At 58.0% G+C, this 25,565-nt stretch carries 23 protein-coding genes and 1 pseudogene; 23 read left to right on the forward strand and 1 reads right to left on the reverse strand.

Annotated elements, in window-relative coordinates:
- The first annotated feature begins 391 nt into the window (after positions 1-391).
- The 9 genes and pseudogenes from miaB to ABVR31_RS13550 all read left to right on the forward strand — a co-directional run bounded on the left by miaB (position 392) and on the right by ABVR31_RS13550 (position 9,698).
- Complete coding sequence (gene miaB, locus ABVR31_RS13510) at positions 392-1,816, forward strand: tRNA (N6-isopentenyl adenosine(37)-C2)-methylthiotransferase MiaB (RefSeq protein WP_021508568.1); 1,425 nt, start codon at positions 392-394, stop codon at positions 1,814-1,816.
- Between the two features lie 205 nt (positions 1,817-2,021).
- Positions 2,022-3,095: a PhoH family protein gene (locus ABVR31_RS13515; protein WP_058757893.1), complete on the forward strand. Its 1,074-nt coding sequence runs from the start codon at positions 2,022-2,024 to the stop codon at positions 3,093-3,095.
- Positions 3,092-3,565, forward strand: a complete 474-nt coding sequence (ybeY, locus tag ABVR31_RS13520; protein WP_278427517.1) for an rRNA maturation RNase YbeY — start codon at positions 3,092-3,094, stop codon at positions 3,563-3,565. The genes ABVR31_RS13515 and ybeY overlap by 4 nt, the downstream gene beginning before the upstream one ends.
- A gap of 82 nt (positions 3,566-3,647) precedes the next feature.
- A pseudogene (gene corC / locus ABVR31_RS13525) lies at positions 3,648-4,530 on the forward strand (CNNM family magnesium/cobalt transport protein CorC).
- A 4-nt stretch (positions 4,531-4,534) separates the two neighbouring features.
- On the forward strand, positions 4,535-6,061 hold the full coding sequence (gene lnt, locus ABVR31_RS13530; protein WP_372773150.1) for an apolipoprotein N-acyltransferase: 1,527 nt from the start codon (positions 4,535-4,537) through the stop codon (positions 6,059-6,061).
- 438 nt (positions 6,062-6,499) lie between these two features.
- Complete coding sequence (locus ABVR31_RS13535) at positions 6,500-7,393, forward strand: glutamate/aspartate ABC transporter substrate-binding protein (RefSeq protein WP_021508573.1); 894 nt, start codon at positions 6,500-6,502, stop codon at positions 7,391-7,393.
- 161 nt (positions 7,394-7,554) lie between these two features.
- Positions 7,555-8,295, forward strand: coding sequence for an amino acid ABC transporter permease (locus ABVR31_RS13540; protein WP_021508574.1), 741 nt, complete (start codon positions 7,555-7,557; stop codon positions 8,293-8,295).
- Positions 8,295-8,972, forward strand: coding sequence for a glutamate/aspartate ABC transporter permease GltK (gene gltK, locus ABVR31_RS13545; RefSeq protein ID WP_021508575.1), 678 nt, complete (start codon positions 8,295-8,297; stop codon positions 8,970-8,972). Before ABVR31_RS13540 ends, gltK begins: the two co-directional genes overlap by 1 nt.
- Positions 8,973-9,698, forward strand: a complete 726-nt coding sequence (locus ABVR31_RS13550; protein ID WP_058757895.1) for an amino acid ABC transporter ATP-binding protein — start codon at positions 8,973-8,975, stop codon at positions 9,696-9,698.
- Between the two features lie 435 nt (positions 9,699-10,133).
- Here the strand turns inward: ABVR31_RS13550 and ABVR31_RS13555 are convergent, their stop codons facing one another.
- Positions 10,134-10,616, reverse strand: a complete 483-nt coding sequence (locus ABVR31_RS13555) for a zinc ribbon-containing protein (protein ID WP_021508577.1) — start codon at positions 10,614-10,616, stop codon at positions 10,134-10,136.
- Between the two features lie 221 nt (positions 10,617-10,837).
- Here ABVR31_RS13555 and leuS point away from each other — a divergent pair, with 221 nt between their 5' ends.
- The 14 genes from leuS to ABVR31_RS13625 all read left to right on the forward strand — a co-directional run bounded on the left by leuS (position 10,838) and on the right by ABVR31_RS13625 (position 25,509).
- Positions 10,838-13,420, forward strand: coding sequence for a leucine--tRNA ligase (gene leuS / locus ABVR31_RS13560; RefSeq protein ID WP_222951174.1), 2,583 nt, complete (start codon positions 10,838-10,840; stop codon positions 13,418-13,420).
- 14 nt (positions 13,421-13,434) lie between these two features.
- Entirely contained in the window at positions 13,435-14,034 is a 600-nt protein-coding gene (gene lptE / locus ABVR31_RS13565; RefSeq protein WP_021508579.1) for an LPS assembly lipoprotein LptE, read from the forward strand.
- Positions 14,031-15,062 carry a DNA polymerase III subunit delta gene (gene holA / locus ABVR31_RS13570; protein ID WP_021508580.1) on the forward strand — a complete coding sequence of 344 codons (1,032 nt, stop codon included), beginning with the start codon at positions 14,031-14,033 and terminating at the stop codon, positions 15,060-15,062. Before lptE ends, holA begins: the two co-directional genes overlap by 4 nt.
- Positions 15,055-15,699 (forward strand): nicotinate-nucleotide adenylyltransferase, encoded by a 645-nt coding sequence (nadD, locus tag ABVR31_RS13575; RefSeq protein WP_372773155.1) that lies wholly within the window; start codon positions 15,055-15,057, stop codon positions 15,697-15,699. Before holA ends, nadD begins: the two co-directional genes overlap by 8 nt.
- 92 nt (positions 15,700-15,791) lie before the next feature.
- Complete coding sequence (gene rsfS / locus ABVR31_RS13580) at positions 15,792-16,109, forward strand: ribosome silencing factor (RefSeq protein ID WP_021508582.1); 318 nt, start codon at positions 15,792-15,794, stop codon at positions 16,107-16,109.
- Between the two features lie 3 nt (positions 16,110-16,112).
- On the forward strand, positions 16,113-16,583 hold the full coding sequence (rlmH, locus tag ABVR31_RS13585; protein ID WP_058757899.1) for a 23S rRNA (pseudouridine(1915)-N(3))-methyltransferase RlmH: 471 nt from the start codon (positions 16,113-16,115) through the stop codon (positions 16,581-16,583).
- Between the two features lie 34 nt (positions 16,584-16,617).
- Positions 16,618-18,522: a peptidoglycan DD-transpeptidase MrdA gene (gene mrdA / locus ABVR31_RS13590; protein ID WP_021508584.1), complete on the forward strand. Its 1,905-nt coding sequence runs from the start codon at positions 16,618-16,620 to the stop codon at positions 18,520-18,522.
- An 8-nt stretch (positions 18,523-18,530) separates the two neighbouring features.
- Positions 18,531-19,643, forward strand: a complete 1,113-nt coding sequence (mrdB, locus tag ABVR31_RS13595) for a peptidoglycan glycosyltransferase MrdB (RefSeq protein ID WP_031279886.1) — start codon at positions 18,531-18,533, stop codon at positions 19,641-19,643.
- A gap of 10 nt (positions 19,644-19,653) precedes the next feature.
- Positions 19,654-20,754, forward strand: a complete 1,101-nt coding sequence (rlpA, locus tag ABVR31_RS13600; RefSeq protein ID WP_372773158.1) for an endolytic peptidoglycan transglycosylase RlpA — start codon at positions 19,654-19,656, stop codon at positions 20,752-20,754.
- Positions 20,755-20,872: 118 nt separating this feature from the next.
- Positions 20,873-22,084, forward strand: a complete 1,212-nt coding sequence (dacA, locus tag ABVR31_RS13605; RefSeq protein ID WP_021508587.1) for a D-alanyl-D-alanine carboxypeptidase DacA — start codon at positions 20,873-20,875, stop codon at positions 22,082-22,084.
- Positions 22,085-22,177: 93 nt separating this feature from the next.
- Entirely contained in the window at positions 22,178-22,441 is a 264-nt protein-coding gene (ybeD, locus tag ABVR31_RS13610) for a DUF493 family protein YbeD (protein WP_010618866.1), read from the forward strand.
- A gap of 69 nt (positions 22,442-22,510) precedes the next feature.
- Positions 22,511-23,161, forward strand: a complete 651-nt coding sequence (gene lipB / locus ABVR31_RS13615; RefSeq protein ID WP_372773160.1) for a lipoyl(octanoyl) transferase LipB — start codon at positions 22,511-22,513, stop codon at positions 23,159-23,161.
- A 176-nt stretch (positions 23,162-23,337) separates the two neighbouring features.
- Positions 23,338-24,303 carry a lipoyl synthase gene (lipA, locus tag ABVR31_RS13620; protein ID WP_058757902.1) on the forward strand — a complete coding sequence of 322 codons (966 nt, stop codon included), beginning with the start codon at positions 23,338-23,340 and terminating at the stop codon, positions 24,301-24,303.
- Positions 24,304-24,459: 156 nt separating this feature from the next.
- Complete coding sequence (locus ABVR31_RS13625; protein ID WP_372773162.1) at positions 24,460-25,509, forward strand: hypothetical protein; 1,050 nt, start codon at positions 24,460-24,462, stop codon at positions 25,507-25,509.
- The last annotated feature ends 56 nt before the right edge of the window (positions 25,510-25,565 follow it).

Genomic DNA, 25,565 nt, shown 5'->3' on the forward strand with positions numbered 1-25,565 from the left:
CCAGCAGAAAAGCCCTGCTAACCTTGTGCTTCAGACGGCTCAGCCGCGCGAAGTATAACCGGGCATCATGCCCAAAATAATTCGTGCGCCAGGAAGGCGGCAAGCAAGGATCATCCCGGGAGCTTACATCAGTAAGTGACCGGGGGAGCCGCGCGCAGCCAACGCACCTGGCGTGCGAAGTATGACCGGCATCATGCCCTGAATAATTCGTGCGCCGGGAAGGCGGCAAGCAAGGATCTCCCCGGGAGCTTACATCAGTAAGTGACCGGGGGAGCCGCGCGCAGCCAACGCACCTGGCGTGCGAAGTATGACGGGCATGCTGGTCACACCCGCGCCAAAGCATTACAATACGCGCCCTGCACTTCTCTGCTCAGAATCAATGGCTAGTTCAATGACCAAAAAACTGCATATCAAAACCTGGGGCTGTCAGATGAACGAATATGATTCATCGAAGATGGCTGACCTACTGAACAGCACGCACGGCTATACCCTGACGGAGGAAGCCGAAGACGCAGACGTTCTGCTGCTGAATACCTGCTCCATCCGTGAGAAGGCGCAGGAAAAAGTGTTTCACTTGCTGGGACGCTGGAAGAAGCTGAAGGCGAAGAATCCTGAGCTGATTATTGGCGTGGGCGGCTGTGTGGCTTCGCAGGAGGGCGATAAAATTCGCCAGCGCGCGCAGTGCGTGGACATCGTTTTTGGCCCGCAGACGCTGCATCGTCTGCCGGAGATGATTAATCAGGTGCGCGGCAGCAAGAGTCCGATTGTTGACGTCTCGTTCCCGGAAATCGAAAAGTTTGATCGCCTGCCGGAGCCGCGTGCTGAAGGTCCGACTGCTTTTGTCTCGATCATGGAAGGCTGCAATAAATATTGCACTTTCTGCGTGGTGCCTTATACGCGCGGCGAGGAAGTAAGCCGTCCCTGCGATGACATCCTGCTGGAAGTTGCCCAGCTGGCGGCGCAGGGCGTGCGTGAAGTGAATCTGCTGGGGCAGAACGTCAACGCCTATCGCGGCGCGACCTTTGACGACCAGATTTGTACCTTTGCCGAGCTGCTGCGTCTGGTGGCCGCGATTGACGGAATTGACCGGATTCGTTTCACCACCAGCCATCCGATTGAGTTCACCGACGACATCATCGACGTTTATCGTGATACGCCAGAGCTGGTGAGCTTCCTGCACCTGCCAGTGCAGAGCGGTGCCGATCGTATTCTGACGCTGATGAAGCGAGCGCACACTGCGCTGGAGTACAAAGCGATTATCCGTAAGCTGGTGGCCGCGCGCCCGGATATCCAGATCAGTTCAGATTTCATCATTGGCTTCCCGGGCGAAACCCAGCAGGATTTCGAGCAGACCATGAAGCTCATCGGCGAGGTTAATTTCGACACCAGCTTCAGCTTTATCTATTCGGCGCGTCCGGGGACGCCAGCGGCCGATCTGCCGGACGACGTGCCGGAAGAGGAGAAGAAGCAGCGTCTGTACATTTTGCAGGATCGCATCAATCAGCAGGCGATGGCATGGAGCCGCCGCATGCTTGGTACCGTTCAGCGTATTCTGGTGGAAGGCACCTCACGTAAGAATGTGATGGAGCTGACCGGCCGTACCGAAAACAACCGCGTGGTCAACTTTGAAGGCGACGTGCGCATGATCGGTAAATTTGTTGATGTCGAAATCGTCGATGTTTATACCAATTCGCTGCGTGGCGTCGTGGTTCGCACCGAAGAGGAGATGGGCCTGCGCGTCGCGGAGAGTCCGGCATCGGTGATTGCGCGTACGCGTAAAGAGGATGAGATCGGCGTGGGCCTGTATCAACCTTGAGACCGCGATTACTGAGCGACAGCGCACAACGCGCTGTCGCCTGTTTCATCCCGCAGCCCTTGCTTTCCGCAGCTGCCGCCCAAATATCTCCCCTGAAGCTTGCGCCCGGGCGCGACCCCATAAATAATTCCGTAAAGATGCTGACGCCTGGCGTACGGTATCTGCTATTTCTTTCAACTGGCCCTGAGTGACCCAAAGGATTCATTTGAATATCGAAACTCGTGAAATCGCCCTTGAACCGGCAGACAATCGTCGACTGATGAGCCTGTGCGGTCCGTTTGATGACAACGTAAAACAGCTGGAGCGCCGTCTGGGCATTGAGATCAATCGCCGCGACAACCTGTTTAAGCTGGTCGGCCGTGCGCTGAGTGTCGAGGCGGCCGCCAATATTCTGCGTTCGCTGTACGTTGATACCGCGCCGGTGCGCGGCCAGATCCCGGACATTGAACCGGATCAGATCCATCTGGCGATCAAAGAGAGTCGCGTGCTGGAGCAGACGGCCGACAGCGTGCCGGAGTACGGTAAAGCGGTAAACATCAAGACCAAGCGCGGCGTGATTAAACCGCGTACGCCAAACCAGGCGCAGTACATCGCCAATATTCTCGATCACGACATCACGTTCGGCATTGGGCCGGCCGGGACCGGGAAAACCTATCTGGCGGTCGCCGCCGCGGTGGATGCGCTGGAGCGGCAGGAGATTCGCCGTATTCTGCTGACGCGTCCGGCGGTCGAAGCCGGCGAAAAGCTCGGCTTCCTGCCCGGCGATCTCAGTCAGAAAGTCGATCCTTACCTGCGTCCGCTGTATGACGCCCTGTTTGAAATGCTGGGCTTCGAGCGCGTCGAGAAGCTGATGGAGCGCAACGTGATTGAAGTCGCGCCGCTGGCCTACATGCGTGGCCGTACGCTGAATGACGCGTTCGTGATTCTTGATGAGAGCCAGAACACCACCATCGAACAGATGAAGATGTTCCTGACGCGTATCGGCTTCAACTCCAAAGCGGTGATTACCGGTGACGTGACGCAGATTGACCTGCCGCGCAGCACCAAATCCGGTCTGCGCCACGCCATCGAAGTGCTGGCCAATGTGGAAGAGATCAGCTTCAACTTTTTCCACAGCGAAGACGTGGTGCGTCATCCGGTGGTCGCACGCATTGTTAATGCTTATGAAGCCTGGGAAGAAGCGGACCAGAAACGCCGTGATAAACTGGCGGAAGAGCGTAAGCGTGAGGCGCAGGCGGCACAAACTGCCAGCCAGCCGACGCCGCAGGAGCCTTCATGAGCACGGTGATTTTAGATTTGCAGCTGGCGTGTGCCGATGAAAACGGCCTGCCCGCAGAAGCGGCGTTTCAGCGCTGGCTGGAGGCGGCGGTCACGCCGTTTCAGCCTGAGAGTGAAGTCACGATACGGCTGGTCGATGAAGCGGAGAGTCATGAGCTAAATCTGACTTATCGCGGCAAAGATAAGCCGACTAACGTGCTGTCGTTTCCGTTTGAAGCACCGCCGGGCATTGAGCTGCCGCTGCTGGGCGACCTGATTATTTGTCGTCAGGTTGTGGAGCAGGAAGCGGCCGAACAGGGCAAAAGCCCTGAAGCGCACTGGGCACACATGGTGGTTCACGGCACGCTGCATCTGCTGGGTTATGACCATATTGAAGATGAGGAAGCTGAAGAGATGGAAGCGCTCGAGACCGAGATAATGCTTGCTCTTGGCTATCCCGATCCGTACATTTCGGAAAAAGAAGACGTCTGAACCGCCGGTTCAGGACATTGCGCTGCTGGCGAGGATGCCGGCAGTTCCTTTCCCTCATTCGAGAGAACTAAATAAAAACGCCATGAGCGACGACCATTCTCAAAACAACGACGCACCCAGTAGTAAAAAGGGTTTTTTCTCCCTGCTAATCAATCAGCTTTTCCACGGCGAACCCAAAAACCGTGACGAATCTGCTGGGGCTGATCCGCGATTCTGAGCAAAAAGAGCTGATCGACCAGGACACCCGCGACATGCTGGAAGGGGTGCTGGATATTGCCGAACAGCGCGTGCGCGACATTATGATCCCGCGCTCGCAGATGATAACCCTGAAGCGCAACCAGAGCCTTGAAGAGTGCCTGGCGGTGATTATTGAATCTGCCCACTCGCGCTTCCCGGTAATCAGCGAAGATAAAGACCATGTTGAAGGCATTCTGATGGCGAAAGATCTGCTGCCGTTTATGAGCAGCAGCGCAGAGCCATTCAGCATGGAAAAAGTGCTGCGCCCGGTCGTGGTAGTGCCTGAGAGCAAGCGCGTCGATCGCATGCTCAAAGAGTTCCGCTCGCAGCGCTATCATATGGCGATCGTCATTGATGAGTTCGGTGGTGTCTCCGGACTGGTGACCATCGAAGATATCCTTGAGCTGATCGTCGGCGAAATTGAAGACGAATATGACGACGAAGAAGATCGCGATATCCGTCAGCTCAACCGCCACACCTATACGGTGCGTGCGCTGACGCCGATTGAGGATTTCAATGAGGTATTTGGTAGCGATTTCAGTGATGACGAAGTCGATACCATTGGCGGTCTGGTGATGCAGGGATTCGGCCATCTGCCGGCGCGCGGTGAAAGCATCGACATTGAGGGTTACCAATTCAAAGTTGCGATGGCTGACAGCCGCCGTATCATCCAGGTGCATGTGAAAATTCCGGAAGACTCTCCGCAACCGCAACTGGAAGACGAATAATTTTATGGCATTAGCCTCTCTCTACTCGCAGCAGCGGGTTCGCCTGCTGCTGGCATTAATTCTGGGTGCCGCGGGCACCCTTTCCTTTTCCCCGTATGATTTCTGGCCCGCCGCCCTGCTCTCTCTGGCTGGTTTGCAACTGCTGTTGCTGGATCGCCGCAGCGCGCAGGCGGCAGGCATCGGTTTTGCCTGGGGCTTTGGCCTGTTCGGCAGCGGCATCAACTGGGTGTACGTCAGCATTGCGACGTTTGGCGGCATGCCCGGCCCGGTCAATGTGTTCCTTGTGGTGCTGCTCGCCGCCTATCTGGCGCTTTACCCGCTGCTGTTTGCCCTGCTGCTGAACCGCTTCTGGCCACATGCCACGCTGTGGCGCATGGCGCTGGCGGCACCGGCGCTGTGGCAGATCACCGAGTTTCTGCGCGGCTGGGTGCTGACCGGCTTTCCATGGCTGCAGTTTGGCTACAGCCAGATCGATGGGCCGCTGAAAGGCCTGGCGCCGCTGGCTGGCGTGGAAACCATCACCTTCCTGCTGATGGTGATTGCCGGCCTGCTGGCCTCGGCCTGCTACCACCGCAGCGTGAAAAACCTGATTATCGCCGTCGTGCTGCTGCTGCTGCCGTGGCCACTGCGGATGCTGCAGTGGTATCAGCCGCTGCCGCAACGCAGCGTCAATGTAGCGATGGTGCAGGGCAATATTCCGCAGTCAATGAAGTGGGATCCGCAGCAGCTGCTGACCACGCTGCGCGTCTATACCGCATACAGCAAGCCGTTTATCGGCAAAGCGCCAATCATCATCTGGCCGGAGTCGGCAATTACCGATCTGGAGAGTAATCAGCAGCCGTTTCTGCACGCGCTGGATGACGAACTGCGCGCGCGCGGCAGCACGCTGATCACCGGCATTGTTGATTCGCGCGTGGAAAGCGACAACCGCTATCACGATTACAACTCGGTAATTGTGCTGGGCGGCGCGCAGCCTTACAGCTATCAGAGCCGCAACCGCTACCAGAAAAACCATCTGGTGCCGTTTGGCGAGTTTGTGCCGCTGGAAGGTCTGCTGCGTCCGCTGGCTCCGTTCTTCGACCTGCCGATGTCCTCGTTCAGCCGTGGCGCCTACCTGCAGCCGCAGCTGAAAGTGGCGGGCTACAACCTCACCAGCGCCATTTGCTATGAGATCGTGCTGGGCGAACAGGTGCGCGCCAACTTCCGTCCGGACACCAACTTCCTGCTGACGGTGTCGAACGATGCCTGGTTCGGTCATTCGATCGGTCCGTGGCAGCATTTCCAGATGGCACGTATGCGCGCGCTGGAGCTGGGTCGTCCGCTGCTGCGCTCAACGAACAATGGTGTTACCGCAGTGGTGAATGCGCAGGGAGACGTGGAGAACATCATCCCGCAGTTCACCCGCGAAGTGCTGAGCGCTACAGTCACGCCTGCCAGCGGGGAAACGCCGTATGCACGCGTCGGTATCTGGCCGGTATGGCTGCTGACGCTGGCGGGCATCGTGCTGGCAATTTTACGCCGCCGCGCCTGATATCCCGCCCTCTCTCACCAGGCGAAGCGCAGGCTTCGCCTTTTTTCTGCGCAGTTTTCCGCTCCCTTTATCCTTAGTCACCGCCACTTTCTGCTGCCTTTTTGCCCGCTCTCCGCGTACTGGCACGATCATTGCTAATTATTTCAGTGGTTTTAGCAACATCCGTGATTTGTCAGCGTAATGCCCTGTTTGCGCACCATTATCTGGCACCGACGCGCACTTAATTGGCGCAGAGGCCGTTTTTTGCCTCTTATTGGTGCGGAGCGGCTCGCAAAAAACGAACTTTTTTGTTTCATTACGTTAACAATTCGCTATGTTAATCACTATCCTGCGCGCAGTTGCGCTAAGGGATAATTAAAAAAGCAGCAGGAAATACACACAACATCACCATCTGCGCAGTTTATGTTCTGCGCAACATTCACACGAAGGAGTAGGAACATGCAGATTCGCAAAGTGGCATTATCGCTTCTGCTGTTGGGCGCAGCAGCGGGCGCGGCCCAGGCGGAAGATCTCACCGGCACCCTGAAAAAAATCAATGATAGTGGCGTGATTGTCGTGGGGCACCGTGAGTCATCCGTTCCCTTTTCTTACTACGACAACCAGCAGAAAGTGGTGGGCTATTCGCAGGACTACTCCAACGCCATTGTTGCCGCCATCAAAGCGAAACTGAATAAGCCGGATCTGCAGGTCAAAATGCTGCCGATCACCTCGCAAAACCGTATTCCACTGCTGCAAAACGGCACCTACGATTTCGAGTGTGGCTCGACCACCAACAACGTAGAGCGTCAGCAGCAGGCGGCGTTCTCTGACACCATCTTCATCATCGGTACGCGTCTGCTGGTGAAGAAAGGCGGCGACATCAAAGATTTCGCCGATCTGAAAGGCAAAACCGTGGTCGTCACCTCGGGCACCACCTCTGAGATTCTGCTGCGCAAGCTGAATGACGAGAAGAAAATGGATATGCGCATCATCAGCGCGAAAGATCACGGTGACTCGTTCCGCACGCTGGAAACCGGTCGCGCAGTGGCTTTCATGATGGATGACGCGCTGCTGGCCGGTGAACGAGCCAAGGCGAAGAAACCGGATAACTGGGAAATCACTGGCACGCCGCAATCCAAAGAAGCCTACGGCTGCATGCTGCGTAAAGACGATGCGCCGTTTAAACAGCTGATGGATGACACCATCGCCAAAGCGCAGACGTCGGGTGAAGCCACCAAATGGTTCGATACCTGGTTCAAACAGCCAATTCCGCCGAAGAACCTGAACCTGAACTTCGAGCTGTCTTCTGATATGCAGGCGCTGTTTAAAGCACCGAACGACAAAGCACTCTGAATTAACAATGAAAACAAGGGCGGCACTGCTGCCCTCTCGATTGCTGAACACGCGGTGCGGACAGACAGACTGTAACAGGCCGTTCCCCTGAAGCAGGACACAAGACACCGCTCAACAATCTTATGGGTAGCCTCGCTACCCTTTTTTTACCGGAGCTCGTTATGGGTATCGATTGGAACTGGGGCATCTTTTTACAGCAGGCTCCGTTCGGCAATACGACTTACCTCGGCTGGCTGTGGTCCGGATTTCAGGTGACCGTTGCGGTCTCCTGCTGCGCCTGGATTATCGCCTTCCTGGTAGGTTCCTTCTTTGGCATTCTGCGTACCGTGCCTAATCGCTGGCTGTCCACGATTGGCACCTGCTACGTGGAGCTGTTTCGTAATATTCCGCTGATCGTGCAGTTCTTCTTCTGGTATCTGGTGGCGCCAGAACTGGTCGGGGAGAAGCTCGGCATGTGGTTTAAGGCTGAACTGGACCCGAACATCCAGTTTTTCCTCTCTTCAACCATCTGTCTCGGTCTGTTCACCGCCGCACGCGTGTGTGAGCAGGTGCGCGCCGCGATTCAGTCGCTGCCGCGCGGCCAGAAAAACGCCGGTCTGGCGATGGGCCTGACGCTGCCGCAGACCTACCGCTACGTGCTGCTGCCTAACGCCTACCGCGTGATTGTGCCGCCGATGACCTCGGAAATGCTTAACCTGGTGAAGAACTCCGCCATCGCCTCTACCATCGGTCTGGTCGACCTGGCGGCGCAGGCGGGCAAGCTGCTGGATTACTCGGCGCATGCCTATGAATCTTTCACCGCTATCACCCTGGCCTACGTCGGTATTAACCTGGTGATCATGCTGATTATGAGTCTGGTAGAACGCAAAATCCGCCTGCCCGGCAACCTGGGGGGCAAATAATGTACGATTTTGACTGGAGTTCGATTCCGCCCAGCCTGCCCTATCTGCTGAACGGCATGATCATTACGCTGAAAATCACGGCGGTGGCGGTGGTGTTTGGCATTATCTGGGGCACCATTCTGGCGGTGATGCGTTTGTCCGCGTTCGCCCCGATCCGCTGGTTCGCCAAACTGTACGTGAACCTGTTCCGCTCGGTACCGCTGGTGATGGTGCTGCTGTGGTTCTATCTGGTGGTTCCCAGCTTCCTGCAGCAGGTGCTTGGGCTGTCGCCAAAAACCGATATCCGCCTGATCTCCGCCATGGTGGCGTTTGCGCTGTTTGAAGCCGCTTACTATTCGGAGATTATCCGCGCCGGTATCCAGAGCATCTCGCGCGGCCAGTCCAACGCGGCGCTGGCGCTGGGTATGACGCAGTGGCAGTCGATGAAATTGATCATCCTGCCGCAGGCGTTCCGCGCCATGGTGCCGCTGCTGCTGACGCAGGGCATCGTGCTGTTCCAGGACACCTCGCTGGTGTATGTGTTAAGCCTGGCGGACTTCTTCCGCACCGCGTCCACTATCGGTGAACGTGACGGTACCCAGGTAGAAATGGTTCTGTTTGCCGGTCTGGTCTACTTCGTGATCAGCCTGAGCGCTTCGCTGTTGGTCAGTTATCTGAAAAGAAAAAGGACGGTTTAAATGATTAGCCTGAAAAATGTTTCTAAGTGGTATGGGCACTTTCAGGTGCTGACCGACTGCTCCACCGAAGTGAAGAAAGGTGAGGTAGTGGTGGTCTGCGGACCGTCCGGCTCGGGTAAATCGACGCTGATTAAAACGGTGAACGGGCTGGAGCCCGTGCAGCAGGGCAGCATTCAGGTGAACGGTACCGAGGTGAACAACAAAAAAACCAATCTCGCTCAACTGCGCAGCAAAGTGGGCATGGTGTTTCAGCACTTCGAACTGTTCCCGCATCTCAGCATCATTGATAACCTGGTGCTGGCGCAGGTGAAAGTGCTGAAGCGCGACAAAACTGCCGCGCGCGATAAGGGCCTTGCCCTGCTGAAGCGCGTGGGTCTGGCGGCGCATGCGGAGAAATTCCCTGGTCAGCTGTCTGGCGGTCAGCAGCAGCGCGTCGCCATCGCCCGTGCGCTGTGCATGGATCCTATCGCCATGCTGTTCGATGAACCGACTTCCGCACTGGATCCGGAGATGATCAACGAAGTGCTGGACGTCATGGTGGAGTTAGCCAACGAAGGCATGACGATGATGGTGGTGACGCACGAGATGGGCTTTGCACGCAAAGTGGCGAATCGCGTCATCTTTATGGATGAAGGGAAGATCGTTGAAGACACCAACAAGGATGACTTCTTCAGCAATCCGCAGTCCGACCGTGCCAAAGACTTCCTGGCGAAAATCCTGCACTAATACTCACAATGCTGGCGGTCCACGGACCGCCAGCGTCAGGGCTTATCTTGCCCCTCCTGCACTTCACCAAAATCGATATATTGCTGCTGTGATGCGGTACCCGACTGCGCAAGGCATAGCGTCTTGCCGCACCGGCATGAATCCTCCTGGAGCCTGCCGCCGCGCCTTCCCTGGCGCGGAGGCTGCCGCAAGGTGCTATGCCTTGCGCATCATTAAGCTTCATCATCGCGGTGACAAATGCACTCATACCGCCGCACCTGCTTTTTTACGGCAGAAGGGATCCTGAACTAAGCCGGACGACACGCGGCAGGGATGCCGCGTGTCGAGGCACGCAGGGATGCGGGTTTTGCCGATCCGGGCGTGTTCAGGTTCCCTTCTGACAGTCCGCACGCCTTCAGCAGCAATACTTTTTTTCCTTCAGAGCACGGTGATAATTCAGGGCTCAAACGGCTGACGCTGGAACTGATCGTGGCCGCACTCCGGGCAGCGCGTCAGGCTCTCCGGGGTGTAAATCGCCCGGGTAAAGCCGCACTTTTCACACACCAGGTTACCCAGCCCCACCACTTCGCCGCTCTGATACACGCCGTGATGCCGCAGATCCTGAAACACTTCGCGCCACTCCAGCTGGCTTTTATCAGTGATATCGGCCAGCTCCTTCCATAAGCTTTCACGAATCACCCGCAGAAACACTGAATCGCCGAGCGCTTCGCTGGATTCCTGATAGCTGAGCGCGAACTCGTGCAAATCGCGCCGCACCGCGCGCATGACCTCGTCGACTTCGGCGGTGGTCAGCGTCTGTTTCTGCAGCAGCGCACTACGCGCCTCGGCGACCAGTGCGTCGACATCACGTTCGCCACGCTCCAGCCGCTGGGTTAATGCTGCTACCGTTGCACGATACTCCTGCGCCACATTATTCATTTTGTTCTCCTTTCCGCTGCGGATGCTGAGTTAAGTTTAGCCGCTTTGCCATATTTGCTGCGCTTAGCGCAGAGGAAATCGCAAAAGGGTGAAAGCGCTGGCGCATTCCGCACAAATCACGCCGCCGGAGGGCGTCAATTGTTGTTGAGGGGCGGCCTTATGGGTATGCTATGCGGATCAAAAGTGTTTAAAAAACGATTTCACAAGGACCACAGGCAGCCATGCAAGAGCAATACCGCCCGGAAGAGATAGAATCCCGCGTCCAGCAGCACTGGGACGAAAACGAAACCTTCAAAGTGACCGAGCAGGAAGGCAAAGAGAAATACTACTGCCTGTCTATGCTGCCCTATCCTTCTGGCCGCCTGCACATGGGCCACGTGCGTAACTACACCATTGGCGATGTAATTGCGCGCTACCAGCGCATGCTGGGCAAAAACGTCCTGCAGCCGATTGGCTGGGATGCCTTTGGCCTGCCCGCCGAAGGGGCGGCGGTGAAAAACAACACTGCGCCAGCGCCCTGGACCTACGACAACATCGAATACATGAAAAACCAGCTGAAACTGCTGGGCTTCGGCTATGACTGGAGTCGCGAACTGGCGACCTGTCAGCCTGAGTATTATCGCTGGGAACAGTGGTTCTTCACCAAACTGTACGAAAAAGGTCTGGTCTACAAAAAAACCTCCGCAGTCAACTGGTGCCCGAACGACCAGACCGTACTGGCGAACGAACAGGTGATCGATGGCTGCTGCTGGCGCTGCGACACCAAAGTCGAACGCAAAGAGATCCCGCAGTGGTTCGTGAAAATCACCGATTACGCCGAAGAGCTGCTCAACGACCTCGATAAGCTGGAAGACTGGCCGGAGCAGGTTAAGACCATGCAGCGCAACTGGATTGGCCGTTCTGAAGGTGTCGAGATCACCTTTGATGTGGCCAACAGCGCGGAAAAAGTCACGGTTTACACCACTCGTCCGGACACCTTCATGGGGGCAACTTATGTCGCCGTGGCAGCCGGTCATCCTCTGGCGCGCCAGGCTGCCGTCAACAACCCGGCGCTGGCTGACTTCATTGCTGAATGCAGCAACACCAAAGTCGCCGAAGCGGATATGGCCACGATGGAGAAGAAAGGCATGGCCACCGGCCTGCACGCTATCCATCCGCTGACGGGCGAAGAGATTCCGGTCTGGGTCGCTAACTTCGTGCTGATGGAGTACGGCACCGGTGCCGTGATGGCCGTACCGGGTCATGACCAGCGCGACTGGGAATTCGCCACCAAATACGATCTCAACATCAAGCCGGTGGTACTCAACCTCGACGGTACCGCGCCGGATGTCAGCGCCGCAGCGATGACCGAAAAAGGCACGCTGTTCAACTCCGGCGAGTTTGACGGTCTGGACCACGACGCCGGCTTCAATGCCATCGCCGATGCGCTGGCGGCCAAAGGCGTCGGCGTGCGTAAAGTGAACTATCGCCTGCGCGACTGGGGTGTGTCACGCCAGCGCTACTGGGGTGCGCCAATTCCGATGGTGACGCTGGAAGATGGCACCGTAATGCCAACGCCAGAAGATCAGCTGCCGGTGATTTTGCCGGAAGACGTGGTCATGGACGGTATCACCAGCCCAATCAAAGCCGATCCGGAGTGGGCGAAAACCACCGTCAACGGTCAGCCGGCGCTGCGTGAAACCGACACCTTCGACACCTTTATGGAATCATCGTGGTACTACGCGCGTTACACCTGTGCGAACTACAACGAAGGCATGCTGGATCCGGCGGCAGCGAACTACTGGCTGCCGGTCGATCAGTATGTGGGCGGTATCGAACACGCCATCATGCACCTGATGTATTTCCGCTTCTACCACAAGCTGCTGCGCGACGCGGGCCTGGTCAACTCTGACGAGCCGGCCAAACGTCTGCTGTGTCAGGGCATGGTACTGGCTGACGCCTTCTACTACGTCGGCTCCAACGGCGAGCGCAACTGGGTTTCTCCGGTTGACGTTAACGTCGAGCGCGACGAAAAAGGCCGCATCACCAAAGCCATCGACAATCAGGGCCGCGAAGTGATCTACGCGGGCATGAGCAAAATGTCGAAGTCCAAAAACAACGGCATCGACCCGCAGCTGATGGTTGAGCGCTACGGCGCAGATACCGTGCGCCTGTTCATGATGTTTGCCTCCCCGGCGGAAATGACGCTGGAGTGGCAGGAGTCAGGCGTGGAAGGCGCAAACCGCTTCCTGAAACGCGTGTGGAAGCTGGCATACGATCACGTGGCTAAAGGCGCGACCGTGGCGCTGGATGTCAACGCGCTCAACGATGAGCAGAAAGCGCTGCGTCGCGATCTGCACAAAACCATCGCCAAAGTGGCGGATGACATCGGCCGTCGTCAGACCTTCAACACCGCGATTGCGGCGATCATGGAGCTGATGAACAAACTGCTGCGCGCGCCGCAGGAGAGCGAACAGGATCGCGCCCTGATGCAGGAAGCGCTGGTCGCCGTAACGCGCCTGCTCTACCCATTCACCCCGCACGCCAGCTACGTGCTGTGGCAGGCACTGGGTGGCGAAGGCAGCATCGACGACGCCAGCTGGCCGGTTGCCGATGAAGCAGCAATGGTAGAGGATTCGCTGCTGGTGGTGGTGCAGGTCAACGGTAAAGTGCGTGGTAAAATTACCGTGGCGCCGGATGCGACGCAGGAACAGGTGCAGGCGCGTGCGGCACAGGAGCATCTGGTGGCGAAATATCTGGATGGCGTCACCCTTCGTAAAGTGATTTATGTCCCTGGCAAACTGCTTAACCTGGTCGTAGGTTAAGTTCAGGAGGAACTGTGCGACAACTCGTTATCAGGCTGTTTGTCCTGCTTGCAGTGCTGGTCACTGCCGGCTGTGGTTTTCATCCGCGCGGCACCACGCAGGTGCCACCGGAAATGAAAACGCTGATCGTCCAGAGCGGCGATCCGTATGGCCCGCTGGCGCGCACCGTGCGTCAGCAGCTGCGCATCAACGATGTCAAAATCGTTGAAGACAGCAAAGCGGCCAGTGCGCAATACCCGACGCTGCGTCTCGGCGCGGAGAGCCAGGGACGCGATACCGCGTCGGTATTCATCAGCGGCACCACCGCCGAATACTCGCTGGTGATGACCGTCAGCGCGCAGGTGTTGCTGCCGGGCAAAGGCATTTATCCGATCAGCACCACGGTGTACCGTTCGTTCTTCGACAACCCGAACGCCGCGCTGGCGAAGGATGCCGAGCAGGATATGATTGTGCAGGAGATGCGTCAGCGTGCCGCCGAGCAGCTGGTACGTAAGCTGCTGACGGTACACGCCGCGCAGGAGAGCAACAAAGAGACGCTGCCGCAACCTGAAGTGATTGCGCCAGGCGCGGACTCACCGGAAGTGCCCTCCTCGTCAGCCACCAGTCTGCAATGATCAGGATCTATCCTGAACAACTGCGCGCGCAGCTTCGAGAGGGGCTGCGCGCCTGTTATTTTCTCACCGGTAATGAACCCCTGCTGATTCAGGAGAGCGCAGATGCCATCCGCGCTGCCGCCGCTCAGCAGGGCTTCGACGAACATTTTTCCGTCAGCGTTGATGCGCAGACTGACTGGGAGGCGATTTTCGCCAGCTGTCAGTCGCTGAGCCTGTTCACACAGCGCCAGACGCTGACGCTGCAACTGCCGGAAAACGGCCCCAACGCCGCCATCGCCGAACAGCTGGTGAAACTGGCGGCGCTGCTGCACAGCGACATTATGCTGGTGCTGCGTATGGCAAAGCTGACCAAAGCGCAGGAAAACAGCGCCTGGTTCAAAGCGCTCAGCGCCAGTGCGGTGCTGGTGCCGTGCCAGACGCCGGAACAGGCGCAGCTGCCGCGCTGGGTGGCCGCCCGCGCGAAAGCCCTGCAGCTGAGTATTGATGATGCGGCAATTCAGCTGCTCTGCTACTGTTATGAAGGTAATCTGCTGGCGCTGGCCCAGGCGCTGGAGCGGCTGTCGCTGCTGTGGCCGGACGGCAAACTGACGCTGCCCCGCGTGGAAGAAGCGGTGAACGATGCCGCGCATTTCACGCCGTTTCACTGGGTTGATGCGCTGCTGGCCGGCAAGAGCAAACGCGCGCTGCACATTTTGCGTCAGCTGCAAAAAGAGGACAGCGAAGTGGTGATTCTGCTGCGCACGCTGCAGCGCGATCTGCTGACGCTACTGCAGCTGCAACGCCAGCAGGCGAAGCAGCCGCTGCGCACGCTGATGGATCAACAGCGTATCTGGCAGAACCGCCGTGCCCTGTTCACTGAAGCACTGCAGCGACTGGATGCGCAACGGCTGCAGCAAGCGGTGCATCTGCTGGCTCAACTCGAACTGACCATGAAGCAGGACTACGGTCAGAATCTGTGGCCGCAGCTGGAGACGCTGTCATTGCTGCTGTGCCATCGTGATTTTCCGCTGGGTTTAACCGATGTCTGACCTTTACGCGCTGTTTGGCGGCACTTTCGATCCAATTCATTTCGGCCATCTGCGTCCGGTCACCGCGCTGGCGCAGCAGGTTGGCCTGCAAAAAGTGACGCTGCTGCCGAACAATGTGCCGCCGCACCGGCCACAGCCGGAAGCCAGCGCACAACAGCGCGTGGCGATGCTGCGCTGCGCCATTGCCGATCGTCCGCTGTTTGATATCGACACGCGCGAGCTGACGCGCACCACGCCGTCATGGACGGTGGACACGCTGGAAACCCTGCGCGCCGAGCGCGGTGCACAACAGCCCCTCGGGTTTATCATCGGTCAGGATTCTCTGCTAACGTTAGGAAAATGGCATCGCTGGCAGGAACTGCTGTCGCTGTGTCACCTGCTGGTTTGTCAGCGTCCAGGCTACGCCGCGCAGATGGCTACGCCAGAGATGCAGCAGTGGCTGGATGCGCACCGCGCGCATGAAGTGCAGCAGCTGCATCGCGCGCCGGCAGGCCACATCTGGCTGGCCGATACGCCGCTGTTCGACATTTCTGCCACTGAGATTCGCCAGCGCCGCCATCATGGCAAGGACTGCGCCGATCTGCTGCCGGCGGCGGTGATCGACTACATCGATCGCGCGGGCTTATATCGCGATTGATCGCCGCGTGCTATACTGCGCCGCTTCATTTTTGGCTGCGTTTTCCGGGGCATTCAGCCTGCCCATAATCACCTGTTTTTAAGGGGAACCTTTTGCAAGGCAAAGCACTCCAAGAGTTCGTTATTGATAAGATTGATGATCTCAAAGGCCAGGACATCGTTGCGATTGATGTGCAGGGCAAATCCAGTATCACCGATTGCATGATTATCTGTACCGGGACCTCCAACCGTCACGTCTCCTCCATCGCTGACCATGTGATGCAGGAATCGCGCGCGGCAGGCCTGAAACCGCTCGGCGTCGACGGCAAAGCGGCTGCTGACTGGGTTGTGGTCGATCTCGGTGAAGTGATCGTGCACGTGATGCAGGAAGAGAGCCGCCAGCTGTACGAGCTGGAAAAGCTCTGGAGCTAAACGTTGAAACTGCAGCTTGTCGCCGTCGGCACCAAAATGCCCGACTGGGTTCAGACCGGTTTCATGGAGTACCTTCGTCGCTTTCCCAAAGATATGCCGTTTGAGCTGACTGAAGTGCCGGCCGGTAAACGCGGCAAAAACGCCGACATCAAACGCATTCTGGAAAAAGAGGGTGAAGCGATGCTGGCGGCGGTGGGCAAAGGCAACCGCATTGTGACGCTGGATATTCCCGGACAGCCGTGGGAAACGCCGCAGCTGGCGCAGCAGTTAGAGCGCTGGAAGCTGGACGGGCGTGATGTCAGCCTGCTGATTGGTGGGCCGGAAGGCCTGGCGCCGGCGTGTAAAGCGGCAGCCGAGCAGAGCTGGTCACTGTCCGCGTTAACGCTGCCGCACCCGCTGGTGCGTGTGCTGGTGGCGGAAAGCCTGTATCGTGCCTGGAGTATTACCACTAATCACCCTTATCACCGTGAATAAACGCCTGACAACCTCCAGACAATAAACGCAGCGGATGAAATTACAGAGCAACGCTTTTCGCGATTACACTGCCGAACAGAAACTGTTTGTCCGCCGCGCCCTGGTGGCCTTTGTCGGCATCCTGCTGCTCTCCAGCGTGCTGGTGGTCAATCTGTATCATCTGCAGATCCTGCGCTTCGACGACTACAGCACCCGTTCAAACGAAAACCGCATCAAACTGGTGCCGGTCGCCCCCAGCCGCGGCATCATCTATGACCGCAACGGTGTGCCGCTGGCGCTCAATCGCACCATTTACCAGGCCGAGCTGGTGCCGGAAAAAGTCGATGACCTGAAGCAGACGCTGCAGGATCTGCGGCCGGTGCTGGATTTGACCGACGACGATATCGATGCGTTTGAAAAAGAGCGCAAGCGCTCGCGCCGCTTTACCTCGATTCCGGTTAAAACCGGCCTGAATGAAGTGCAGGTCGCGCGCTTCGCAGTGAACCAGTACCGTTTCCCGGGCGTGGAAGTGAAAGGCTACCAGCGCCGCTACTACCCTTACGGCCAGACGCTGACGCACGTGGTGGGTTACGTCTCGAAAATCAACGATCGTGACGTCAAGCGACTTGATGAAGAAGGCAAATGGCCAAACTACGCAGCCACACACGATATCGGTAAGCTCGGCATCGAAAACTATTACGAAGATGTGCTGCACGGCAAAACCGGTTACGAAGAGGTGGAAGTCAACAACCGCGGCCGCGTGATCCGTCAGCTGCATGAGCAGTCACCGCAGGCCGGACGCGATATCTGGCTGACCATCGATCTCAAGCTACAGCAGTACATCGAAACCCTGCTGACCGGCAGCCGCGCCGCCGTGGTGGTGAGCGATCCGCGCACCGGTGAGATTCTCGCGCTGGTCTCCACACCCAGTTACGATCCGAATCTGTTTGTCGATGGTATTTCGAGTAAAGATTATAAGGCGCTGCTCGGCGATGAGAACCGCCCGCTGTATAACCGTGCGCTGCAGGCATCGTATCCGCCAGCCTCCACGGTTAAACCTTATGTGGCGGTCTCAGCGCTCAGCGCCGGCGTGATCAACCGTAATACCAGCCTGTTCGATCCGGGCTGGTGGCAGCTGCCGGGCTCGGAAAAACGCTACCGCGACTGGAAAAAGTGGGGCCACGGTCGCCTCAACGTCACCAAATCGCTGGAAGAGTCGGCGGATACCTTCTTCTATCAGGTGGCCTATGACATGGGCATCGACCGCCTGTCGGAGTGGATGACCAAATTCGGCTACGGCCACCGTACCGGTATCGACCTGCCGCAGGAGAGCCCCGGTAACATGCCGACGCGCGAATGGAAGATGAAACGCTTTAAAAAGCCGTGGTATCAGGGCGATACCATTCCGGTCGGTATCGGCCAGGGCTACTGGACGGCGACGCCGGTGCAGATGAACAAAGCGCTGATGATCCTGATTAACGACGGCGTGATTAAAGTGCCACACCTGCTGCGCGCCACCCGTGAAGGCAACAGCATGGTGCCGTATCGCCAGCCGCCGGATGCGCCGATTGGCGACATTCATTCCGGCTACTGGGAGATCGCCAAAGACGGGATGTATGGCGTGGCCAACCGCGCCAACGGCACCGCGCATAAAAGCTTTGCCGATGCACCGTACAAGATTGCGGCGAAATCCGGTACCGCACAGGTGTTTGGCCTGAAAGAGAATGAGACCTACAACGCGCACAAGATTGCCGAACGGCTGCGTGACCATAAGCTGATGACCGCCTTCGCGCCGTACGACAAGCCGCGCGTCGCCGTCACCATGATTCTGGAAAACGGCGGTGCCGGCCCGGCGGTGGGCACCGTGATGCGCCAGATTCTCGACCACATAATGCTGGGCGACAACAATACCGTGCTGCCAGAAGCCGCACCCATGCCGCCCGGCTACGAAGGTGAATAACGATGTCGATGAACGATAGTCCCCAGAAAAGAACGATCTGGACGCGTATCCATATCGACCCGCTGTTTATGCTGATCATCATCAGCCTGCTGGCCTACAGCGCCATTGTTATCTGGAGCGCCAGCGGCCAGGATCCGGGCATGATGGAGCGCAAGCTCGGGCAGATTGCCATGGGCACCATCATCATGCTGGTGATGGCGCAGGTGCCGCCGCGCGTGTATGAAAGCTGGGCGCCCTATCTCTACATTGTCTGCGTGATTTTGCTGGTGGCGGTCGATGCCTTCGGTCACATCAGTAAAGGGGCACAGCGCTGGCTGGATCTCGGTTTTGTGCGCTTTCAGCCGTCGGAAATCGCTAAAATCGCCGTGCCGCTGATGGTGGCACGCTTCATCAACCGCGATGTCTGCCCGCCGACACTGAAAAACACCGGCATCGCGCTGGTGCTGATTTTCATGCCGACGCTGCTGGTGGCGGCGCAGCCGGACCTCGGTACCTCCATTCTGATCGCCGCCTCCGGCCTGTTTGTGCTGTTCCTCTCGGGCATGAGCTGGAAGCTGATTGGCGTGGCCGTGCTGCTGGTGGCGGCGTTCATCCCGATTCTGTGGTTCTTTCTGATGCACGATTATCAGCGCGACCGCGTGATGATGCTGCTCGATCCGGAGAGCGATCCGCTCGGTGCCGGCTACCACATTATTCAGTCCAAGATTGCTATCGGCTCCGGCGGCCTGCGCGGCAAAGGCTGGCTGCATGGCACCCAGTCGCAGCTGGAGTTTCTGCCCGAACGTCACACCGACTTTATCTTCGCGGTGCTGGCGGAAGAGCTCGGCCTGGTGGGCGTCCTGCTGCTGCTGGTACTTTATCTGCTGCTGATCATGCGCGGGCTGGTGATTGCCGCACGCGCGCAAACCACCTTTGGTCGCGTGATGTCCGGCGGCCTGATGCTGATTCTGTTTGTGTATGTTTTCGTTAACATTGGCATGGTTAGTGGTATCTTACCGGTGGTTGGCGTGCCGCTGCCGCTGGTGAGCTACGGCGGATCGGCGCTGATTGTGTTAATGGCCGGATTTGGCATCGTGATGTCGATCCACACTCATCGAAAAATGTTATCTAAAAGCGTTTAAGAGGCTGCACATGCGTAAGGACTGGCTTGGGGTTGCTCTGGCATCACTGGTACTGGCTGCCTGTTCCACACCGGAACAGCAGACGAACACGGCCCCGCCACAGCCGGCCTACAATGGCCCGGTGGTGGAGATTCCTGGCGTGGAGCCGCGCTATGAGCCGATCAATCCCTCTACCAGCCAGGACTACAGCGTCAACGGCAAAACCTACCGGGTGATTAAAGATCCGTCTAACTACAGTGAAGTTGGTCTGGCAACCTGGTACGGTGAAGAGGCGCAGGGCAACCGCACCGCGCTGGGTGAAACCTATGATCCGGACGCGTTAAGCGCCGCACACCCTACCCTGCCGCTGCCAAGCTACGTGCGCGTCACCAACCTGGCCAATGGCCGGCAGATTGTGGTGCGCGTTAACGATCGCGGCCCTTACACGCCGGGCCGGATTATTGACCTGTCGCGCGCCGCGGGCGATCGCCTGAATATTTCCAATAACACCCGCGTACGGGTGGATTACATCAAGGTAGCGCCGGACGGTTCAGTATCCGGTCCGGGCACCATCGGCACCACCGTGGCCAAACAGAGCTATGCGCTGCCGGCGCGCCCTGACCTGAGCGGCGGCATGGTGATGACCGGCGCCAGCAGCGCGCCAGCGCCTGCCGCACAGGACGTCCGCGCGGTGGATAACAGTTCACTGCAGAGCAACGGCAACATCGGCGCACCGGTGCAGAGCAGCGGCTTTCTCGGCGCACCGCAGCCGTTAGCCAGCGGCGTACTGGAAGGCAGCGCGCCGGCTACACCGGTTGCCCCCAGCCCTGCCGCACCGGCTGCGGCTGCGGCAGCGAGCCCGGCTCCGGCCAGCCACAACGCCAGCGCCCATGCCGGCAGCGGTTTTGTGGTACAGGTTGGCGCCCTGAATGATGCCGCTCGCGCCCGGCAGATGGCGGACAGCCTTGGCCAGCGCTTTGGTGTACCCGGCGCGGTGGAAGCCAATGGCAATGTCTACCGCGTGCAGCTTGGCGGTTTCAGCAGCCGGGCTCAGGCCGCGGCGCTGCAGCAGCGTCTGAGCACTGAAGCGCAGATCAGCTCCTTTATTACCACGGCCCGCCCGTCAATGTGACGGGCCGTGCCCTTGCCTGCTGACACTGAGGCATAAAGCCAGATGTCGCACGATGGCAGCTTTGCTATAGTAAGGCACTTTTTTCACTCTTAACCCCACGGATGCTGTAGTCCTGAACATGAATACGCTGAAACCTTCTCGTTTTCTGAAACGCCTGACAGTGGGATCACTGGTCGCTCTCTCCCTCAGCCACGTTGCCTTTGCAGATGATGTTAATCTGAAAACCATGATTCCGGGCGTGCCGGACATCGATGCCGAAGCTTACGTGCTAATCGACTATAACTCCGGCAAAGTGCTGGCGGAAAAGAACGCGGACGCGCGCCGCGACCCGGCCAGTCTGACCAAAATGATGACCAGCTACGTCATCGGCCAGGCGGTCAAAGCGGGCAAAATCCATCAGGATGACATTGTTACCGTCGGTAAAGATGCCTGGGCAACCGGCAATCCGGTGTTCAAAGGCTCCTCGCTGATGTTCCTCAAGCCGGGCGATCGCGTACCGGTCTCTCAGCTGACGCGCGGTATCGTGCTGCAGTCCGGTAACGACGCCTGCGTGGCGATGGCCGATTACGTTGCCGGCAGCCAGGACGCGTTCGTTAACCTGATGAATAACTACGTGGGCGCGCTGGGCCTGAAAAATACCCATTTCCAGACCGTGCACGGTCTTGATGCTGACGGTCAGTACAGTACGGCGCGTGACATGGCGCTGATTGGCCAGGCGCTGATTCGCGATGTGCCGGATGAGTACGCGGTCTACAGAGAGAAAGAGTTCACCTTTAATAACATCCGCCAGATGAACCGTAACGGCCTGCTGTGGGATACCAGCCTGAACGTCGACGGCATCAAAACCGGCCACACCGAAGCCGCCGGCTATAACCTGGTGGCGTCAGCGACCGAAGGCCAGATGCGTCTGATCTCGGCGGTGATGGGCGGTCACACCTTCAAAGGCCGTGAAACCGAAAGTAAAAAGCTGCTGACCTGGGGCTTCCGCTTCTTCGAAACCGTGGCACCGCTGAAGGCGGGCAAAGAGTTTGCGTCTGAGCCGGTATGGTTTGGCAACAGCGATCGCGTGCAGCTCGGCGTGGAAAAAGATGCCTACCTGACCATCCCGCGCGGCCGCATGAAAGACCTCAAGGCCAGTTACGTGCTGAACAACACCGAACTGCACGCGCCGCTGCAGAAAAACCAGGTCGTGGGCAGCATCAACTTCCAGCTGGATGGTAAAACCATCGAACAGCGTCCGCTGGTGGTACTGAACGAAGTGCAGGAAGGCGGTTTCTTCAGCCGCATCATCGATTACATCAAACTGATGTTCCATCACTGGTTCGGCTAAGGCGCGCTTGAAAAATCGCCAATCCGTCCCCAGATAAGCTACTATATTGCTCCCGCTTCGGCGGGAGCCTGTTTTTTATGCACCGGAGTTAATATGAAAACCAAACTGAATGAACTGCTCGAATTCCCGACGCCTTTTACCTACAAAGTGATGGGCCTGGCGCAACCGGAGCTGGTTGATCAAGTGGTTGAAGTGGTGCAGCGTCATGCGCCCGGCGACTACAGCCCTGACGTGAAGCCCAGCAGCAAAGGCAATTATCACTCGGTTTCGATCACCATTAACGCCACCCACATCGAACAGGTGGAAACCCTGTACGAAGAGCTGGGCAACATCGAAATCGTGCGCATGGTGCTGTAATGCTGACGCTGGTAAAGGCCGCTTTGCCAGCGTTATACTCTGCCCTCCACTCGCTACCGGACTTCTGCTTTGTCTGCTAATACGCTTCTTGTTCGTCAGCTTGGCCAGCGCGACTGGCAGCCCGTCTCCGATGCCATGCATCACTTTACCGATCGGCGCGACAGCGCCACCGCCGATGAAATCTGGCTGGTGGAACACCCCGCGGTGTTTACTCAGGGCCAGGCGGGCAAAGCCGAACATGTGCTGGTGCCGGGCGATATTCCGGTGGTACAGAGCGATCGCGGCGGCCAGGTAACCTATCACGGCCCGGGCCAGCAGGTGATGTATGTACTGATTGACGTTAAACGCCGCAAGCTGGGCGTGCGCGAGCTGGTCACCGCACTGGAAGAGACAGTCATCGCTACGCTGGCTGATTACGACATCAGTGCGCGTGCGCGTGCGGATGCGCCCGGCGTATACGTTGGCGATGCGAAAATCTGTTCGCTAGGCCTGCGCATCCGCAAAGGCTGCTCGTTTCACGGTCTGGCGCTCAACGTCGCGATGGATCTGGCGCCCTTCCTGCGCATCAATCCCTGCGGCTATGCCGGCATGCAAATGACGCAGATCAGCGCCTTCCGGCCCGGCGTCACGCCGGCGGACGTGCAACCGCGCCTGGTGCAGCATTTCGCGCGCCTGACCGGCTTTAGCGACACGGAATGGCATGATGAGGCCGCGTGCTGACCTTGACCGTACGTGCGCATTTACAAAATTGTAACTTTCGCCACGGCTTATCGGCTGCTTCTGCCCCGGCGAGATGATATAATTTTTGCAATTTCTTCAAATAAAGTTGAAAGCCTGGTTCTCAGTTTGAGTGAGGAAGCTTTCAAATCGCAATCCCGACCGGAACCTGCAGATTTATGAGTAAACCAATTCAGATGGAACGTGGCGTCAAGTATCGCGATGCCGACAAAATGGCGCTGATTCCGGTAAAAACCGTGGTCACCGAACGCCAGGAAATCCTGCGTAAGCCGGAGTGGATGAAGATCAAGCTGCCTGCGGATTCCAGCCGCATTCAGGGCATCAAAGCGGCGATGCGTAAAAACGGCCTGCACTCGGTGTGTGAAGAGGCTTCCTGCCCTAACCTTGCCGAATGCTTTAACCACGGCACCGCCACCTTTATGATCCTCGGTGCCATCTGTACCCGCCGCTGTCCGTTCTGCGATGTGGCACACGGTCGGCCAAACGCGCCGGACGCCAACGAGCCGCTGAAGCTGGCACAAACCATTGCCGACATGGCGCTGCGCTATGTGGTGATCACCTCGGTGGACCGCGACGATCTGCGTGACGGCGGTGCACAGCACTTTGCCGACTGCATCAGCGCCATCCGCGAGAAAAGCCCGACCATCAAAATTGAAACGCTGGTGCCGGACTTCCGCGGGCGTATGGATCGCGCGCTGGAGATCCTCACGGCTACGCCGCCGGATGTGTTCAACCATAACCTGGAAAACGTACCGCGCGTCTATCGCCAGGTGCGTCCGGGCGCCAACTACGAGTGGTCGCTGAAGCTGCTGGAGCGTTTCAAAGAAGCGCATCCGGACGTGCCAACCAAATCCGGTCTGATGGTCGGTCTCGGGGAAACCAATGCGGAAATCATCGAGGTGATGCGCGATTTGCGTCGCCACGGTGTCACCATGCTGACCCTCGGCCAGTACCTGCAGCCAAGCCGTCACCACCTGCCGGTACAGCGTTACGTCAGCCCGGCTGAATTTGATGAGATGAAAGAAGAAGCGCTGGCGATGGGCTTTACCCACGCCGCCTGCGGTCCCTTCGTCCGCTCGTCTTATCACGCTGATATGCAGGCGAAAGGCCTGGAAGTGAAGTAATCTCCTGCCGCGATTGCGCCCTGCTGCGGCGCAATCGCAAAAATTCTGCTTAAACAGCTTAATTCCTGTCGCAAATCTGTCGCTTTAACCGCTGAGGCCATAAGAGCCTGTTTATTATTTTTTATTTTCTCAGTGTTTTTTCATAAAGGTCAGATTATGCAATCATCCTTTCATATCGATGAGCTCGATTTTATGCGGGCGGCGGATGTGTCAGGTCCATCCTCTGGTAGACCGCGAAGCGGCGCGTCGGGCGAAAGCCTGGATGCGCTAAAAGCGCGCACCACGCCCATGGATATCACCAATCCGTTCGTGACGCCCCATGCGTCGTGCGAACTGGCGTTTCTTGCAACCGCCATCAGCATCGACCACCGCTACGACGAAATTCATCTGCACCTGCCGCAAAGCGCGCAGCCTGCGTCTGCGCCCGCGCCCGCACTGCCGTTCACCGAACTGCGCAGCGTAACGCCGGATGAAACGCCGTTGCTGCCAGCGCTGCCGCCGCTGGAGTCAGCCCAGCAGGCCGCCGGCGAGAGCGTCTGGCACAGCCTGCCTGAGGTTCCGGCGCTCAGCCCGGCGCTGTCGCTGGTCAGCGCGCTGCCTGCGGCATGGTATGCCGCTGAACCTCAGACGTCCCACCCGTCGGCGATCCCCACGCCCCCAGCCCGGCAGCCGCTGAGTCTGCCAGAGGTGGCTGTGCTGCGCGACATACAGCAACACGACTATGCGGTGGATTACGATGACAGCGGTGAGCCGAAAATGTTTAGCGGCACGCTGGCGGCGGGCGCTCAGGTGCTTATTTATATCGATAATGTGCTGATTGAAGTGGTAACGGGCGACGCACAGGGTCACTGGCAGTTCGCTCAGCCCGCCGATTTAAGCGCGGCACAGCATGTATTCAGTGCAGAGTTCGTCGATGAACAGGGGCATGTCAGCAGCCGTTACAATAAGTTGATTACCGTACTGCCGCAGCCTGCCGCTATTATCACGCCAATTGATGACAGCGATCTCAGCGCGATTGATTGTGCACTGATGGAACTGGCGATGCAGCAGGATGATATTGCGCCCGCTCTTCTGCCGCTGACCTTCAGCGAAGCATGGCTGGATGAGTGGCACAGCGCTGACAGCACGCTAACCGCCAGCGGCGATCACGGTGGCAACCTGCCAGGCTGGGATGAACCGCTGGAACATCACATTGTCTGGCACTAAAAAACGAAAACCAGACTGTGGCAGTCTGGTTTTTTAACGTAATAAATATTTACACT

Source organism: Pantoea sp. WEP, from assembly GCF_041678305.1.
In the GTDB taxonomy this organism is placed as follows: domain Bacteria; phylum Pseudomonadota; class Gammaproteobacteria; order Enterobacterales; family Enterobacteriaceae; genus Pantoea; species Pantoea dispersa.

What these genes read in the sequence shown, in the direction of transcription:
- miaB (WP_021508568.1), top strand. Translation starts at nt 392, where the DNA reads ATGACCAAAAAACTGCATATCAAAACCTGGGGCTGTCAGATGAACGAA.
- ybeY (WP_278427517.1), top strand. Translation starts at nt 3,092, where the DNA reads ATGAGCACGGTGATTTTAGATTTGCAGCTGGCGTGTGCCGATGAAAAC.
- lnt (WP_372773150.1), top strand. Translation starts at nt 4,535, where the DNA reads ATGGCATTAGCCTCTCTCTACTCGCAGCAGCGGGTTCGCCTGCTGCTG.
- ABVR31_RS13535 (WP_021508573.1), top strand. Translation starts at nt 6,500, where the DNA reads ATGCAGATTCGCAAAGTGGCATTATCGCTTCTGCTGTTGGGCGCAGCA.
- ABVR31_RS13540 (WP_021508574.1), top strand. Translation starts at nt 7,555, where the DNA reads ATGGGTATCGATTGGAACTGGGGCATCTTTTTACAGCAGGCTCCGTTC.
- gltK (WP_021508575.1), top strand. Translation starts at nt 8,295, where the DNA reads ATGTACGATTTTGACTGGAGTTCGATTCCGCCCAGCCTGCCCTATCTG.
- ABVR31_RS13550 (WP_058757895.1), top strand. Translation starts at nt 8,973, where the DNA reads ATGATTAGCCTGAAAAATGTTTCTAAGTGGTATGGGCACTTTCAGGTG.
- ABVR31_RS13555 (WP_021508577.1), bottom strand. Translation starts at nt 10,616, where the DNA reads ATGAATAATGTGGCGCAGGAGTATCGTGCAACGGTAGCAGCATTAACC.
- leuS (WP_222951174.1), top strand. Translation starts at nt 10,838, where the DNA reads ATGCAAGAGCAATACCGCCCGGAAGAGATAGAATCCCGCGTCCAGCAG.
- holA (WP_021508580.1), top strand. Translation starts at nt 14,031, where the DNA reads ATGATCAGGATCTATCCTGAACAACTGCGCGCGCAGCTTCGAGAGGGG.
- nadD (WP_372773155.1), top strand. Translation starts at nt 15,055, where the DNA reads ATGTCTGACCTTTACGCGCTGTTTGGCGGCACTTTCGATCCAATTCAT.
- mrdA (WP_021508584.1), top strand. Translation starts at nt 16,618, where the DNA reads ATGAAATTACAGAGCAACGCTTTTCGCGATTACACTGCCGAACAGAAA.
- mrdB (WP_031279886.1), top strand. Translation starts at nt 18,531, where the DNA reads ATGAACGATAGTCCCCAGAAAAGAACGATCTGGACGCGTATCCATATC.
- rlpA (WP_372773158.1), top strand. Translation starts at nt 19,654, where the DNA reads ATGCGTAAGGACTGGCTTGGGGTTGCTCTGGCATCACTGGTACTGGCT.
- dacA (WP_021508587.1), top strand. Translation starts at nt 20,873, where the DNA reads ATGAATACGCTGAAACCTTCTCGTTTTCTGAAACGCCTGACAGTGGGA.
- ybeD (WP_010618866.1), top strand. Translation starts at nt 22,178, where the DNA reads ATGAAAACCAAACTGAATGAACTGCTCGAATTCCCGACGCCTTTTACC.
- lipA (WP_058757902.1), top strand. Translation starts at nt 23,338, where the DNA reads ATGAGTAAACCAATTCAGATGGAACGTGGCGTCAAGTATCGCGATGCC.
- ABVR31_RS13625 (WP_372773162.1), top strand. Translation starts at nt 24,460, where the DNA reads ATGCAATCATCCTTTCATATCGATGAGCTCGATTTTATGCGGGCGGCG.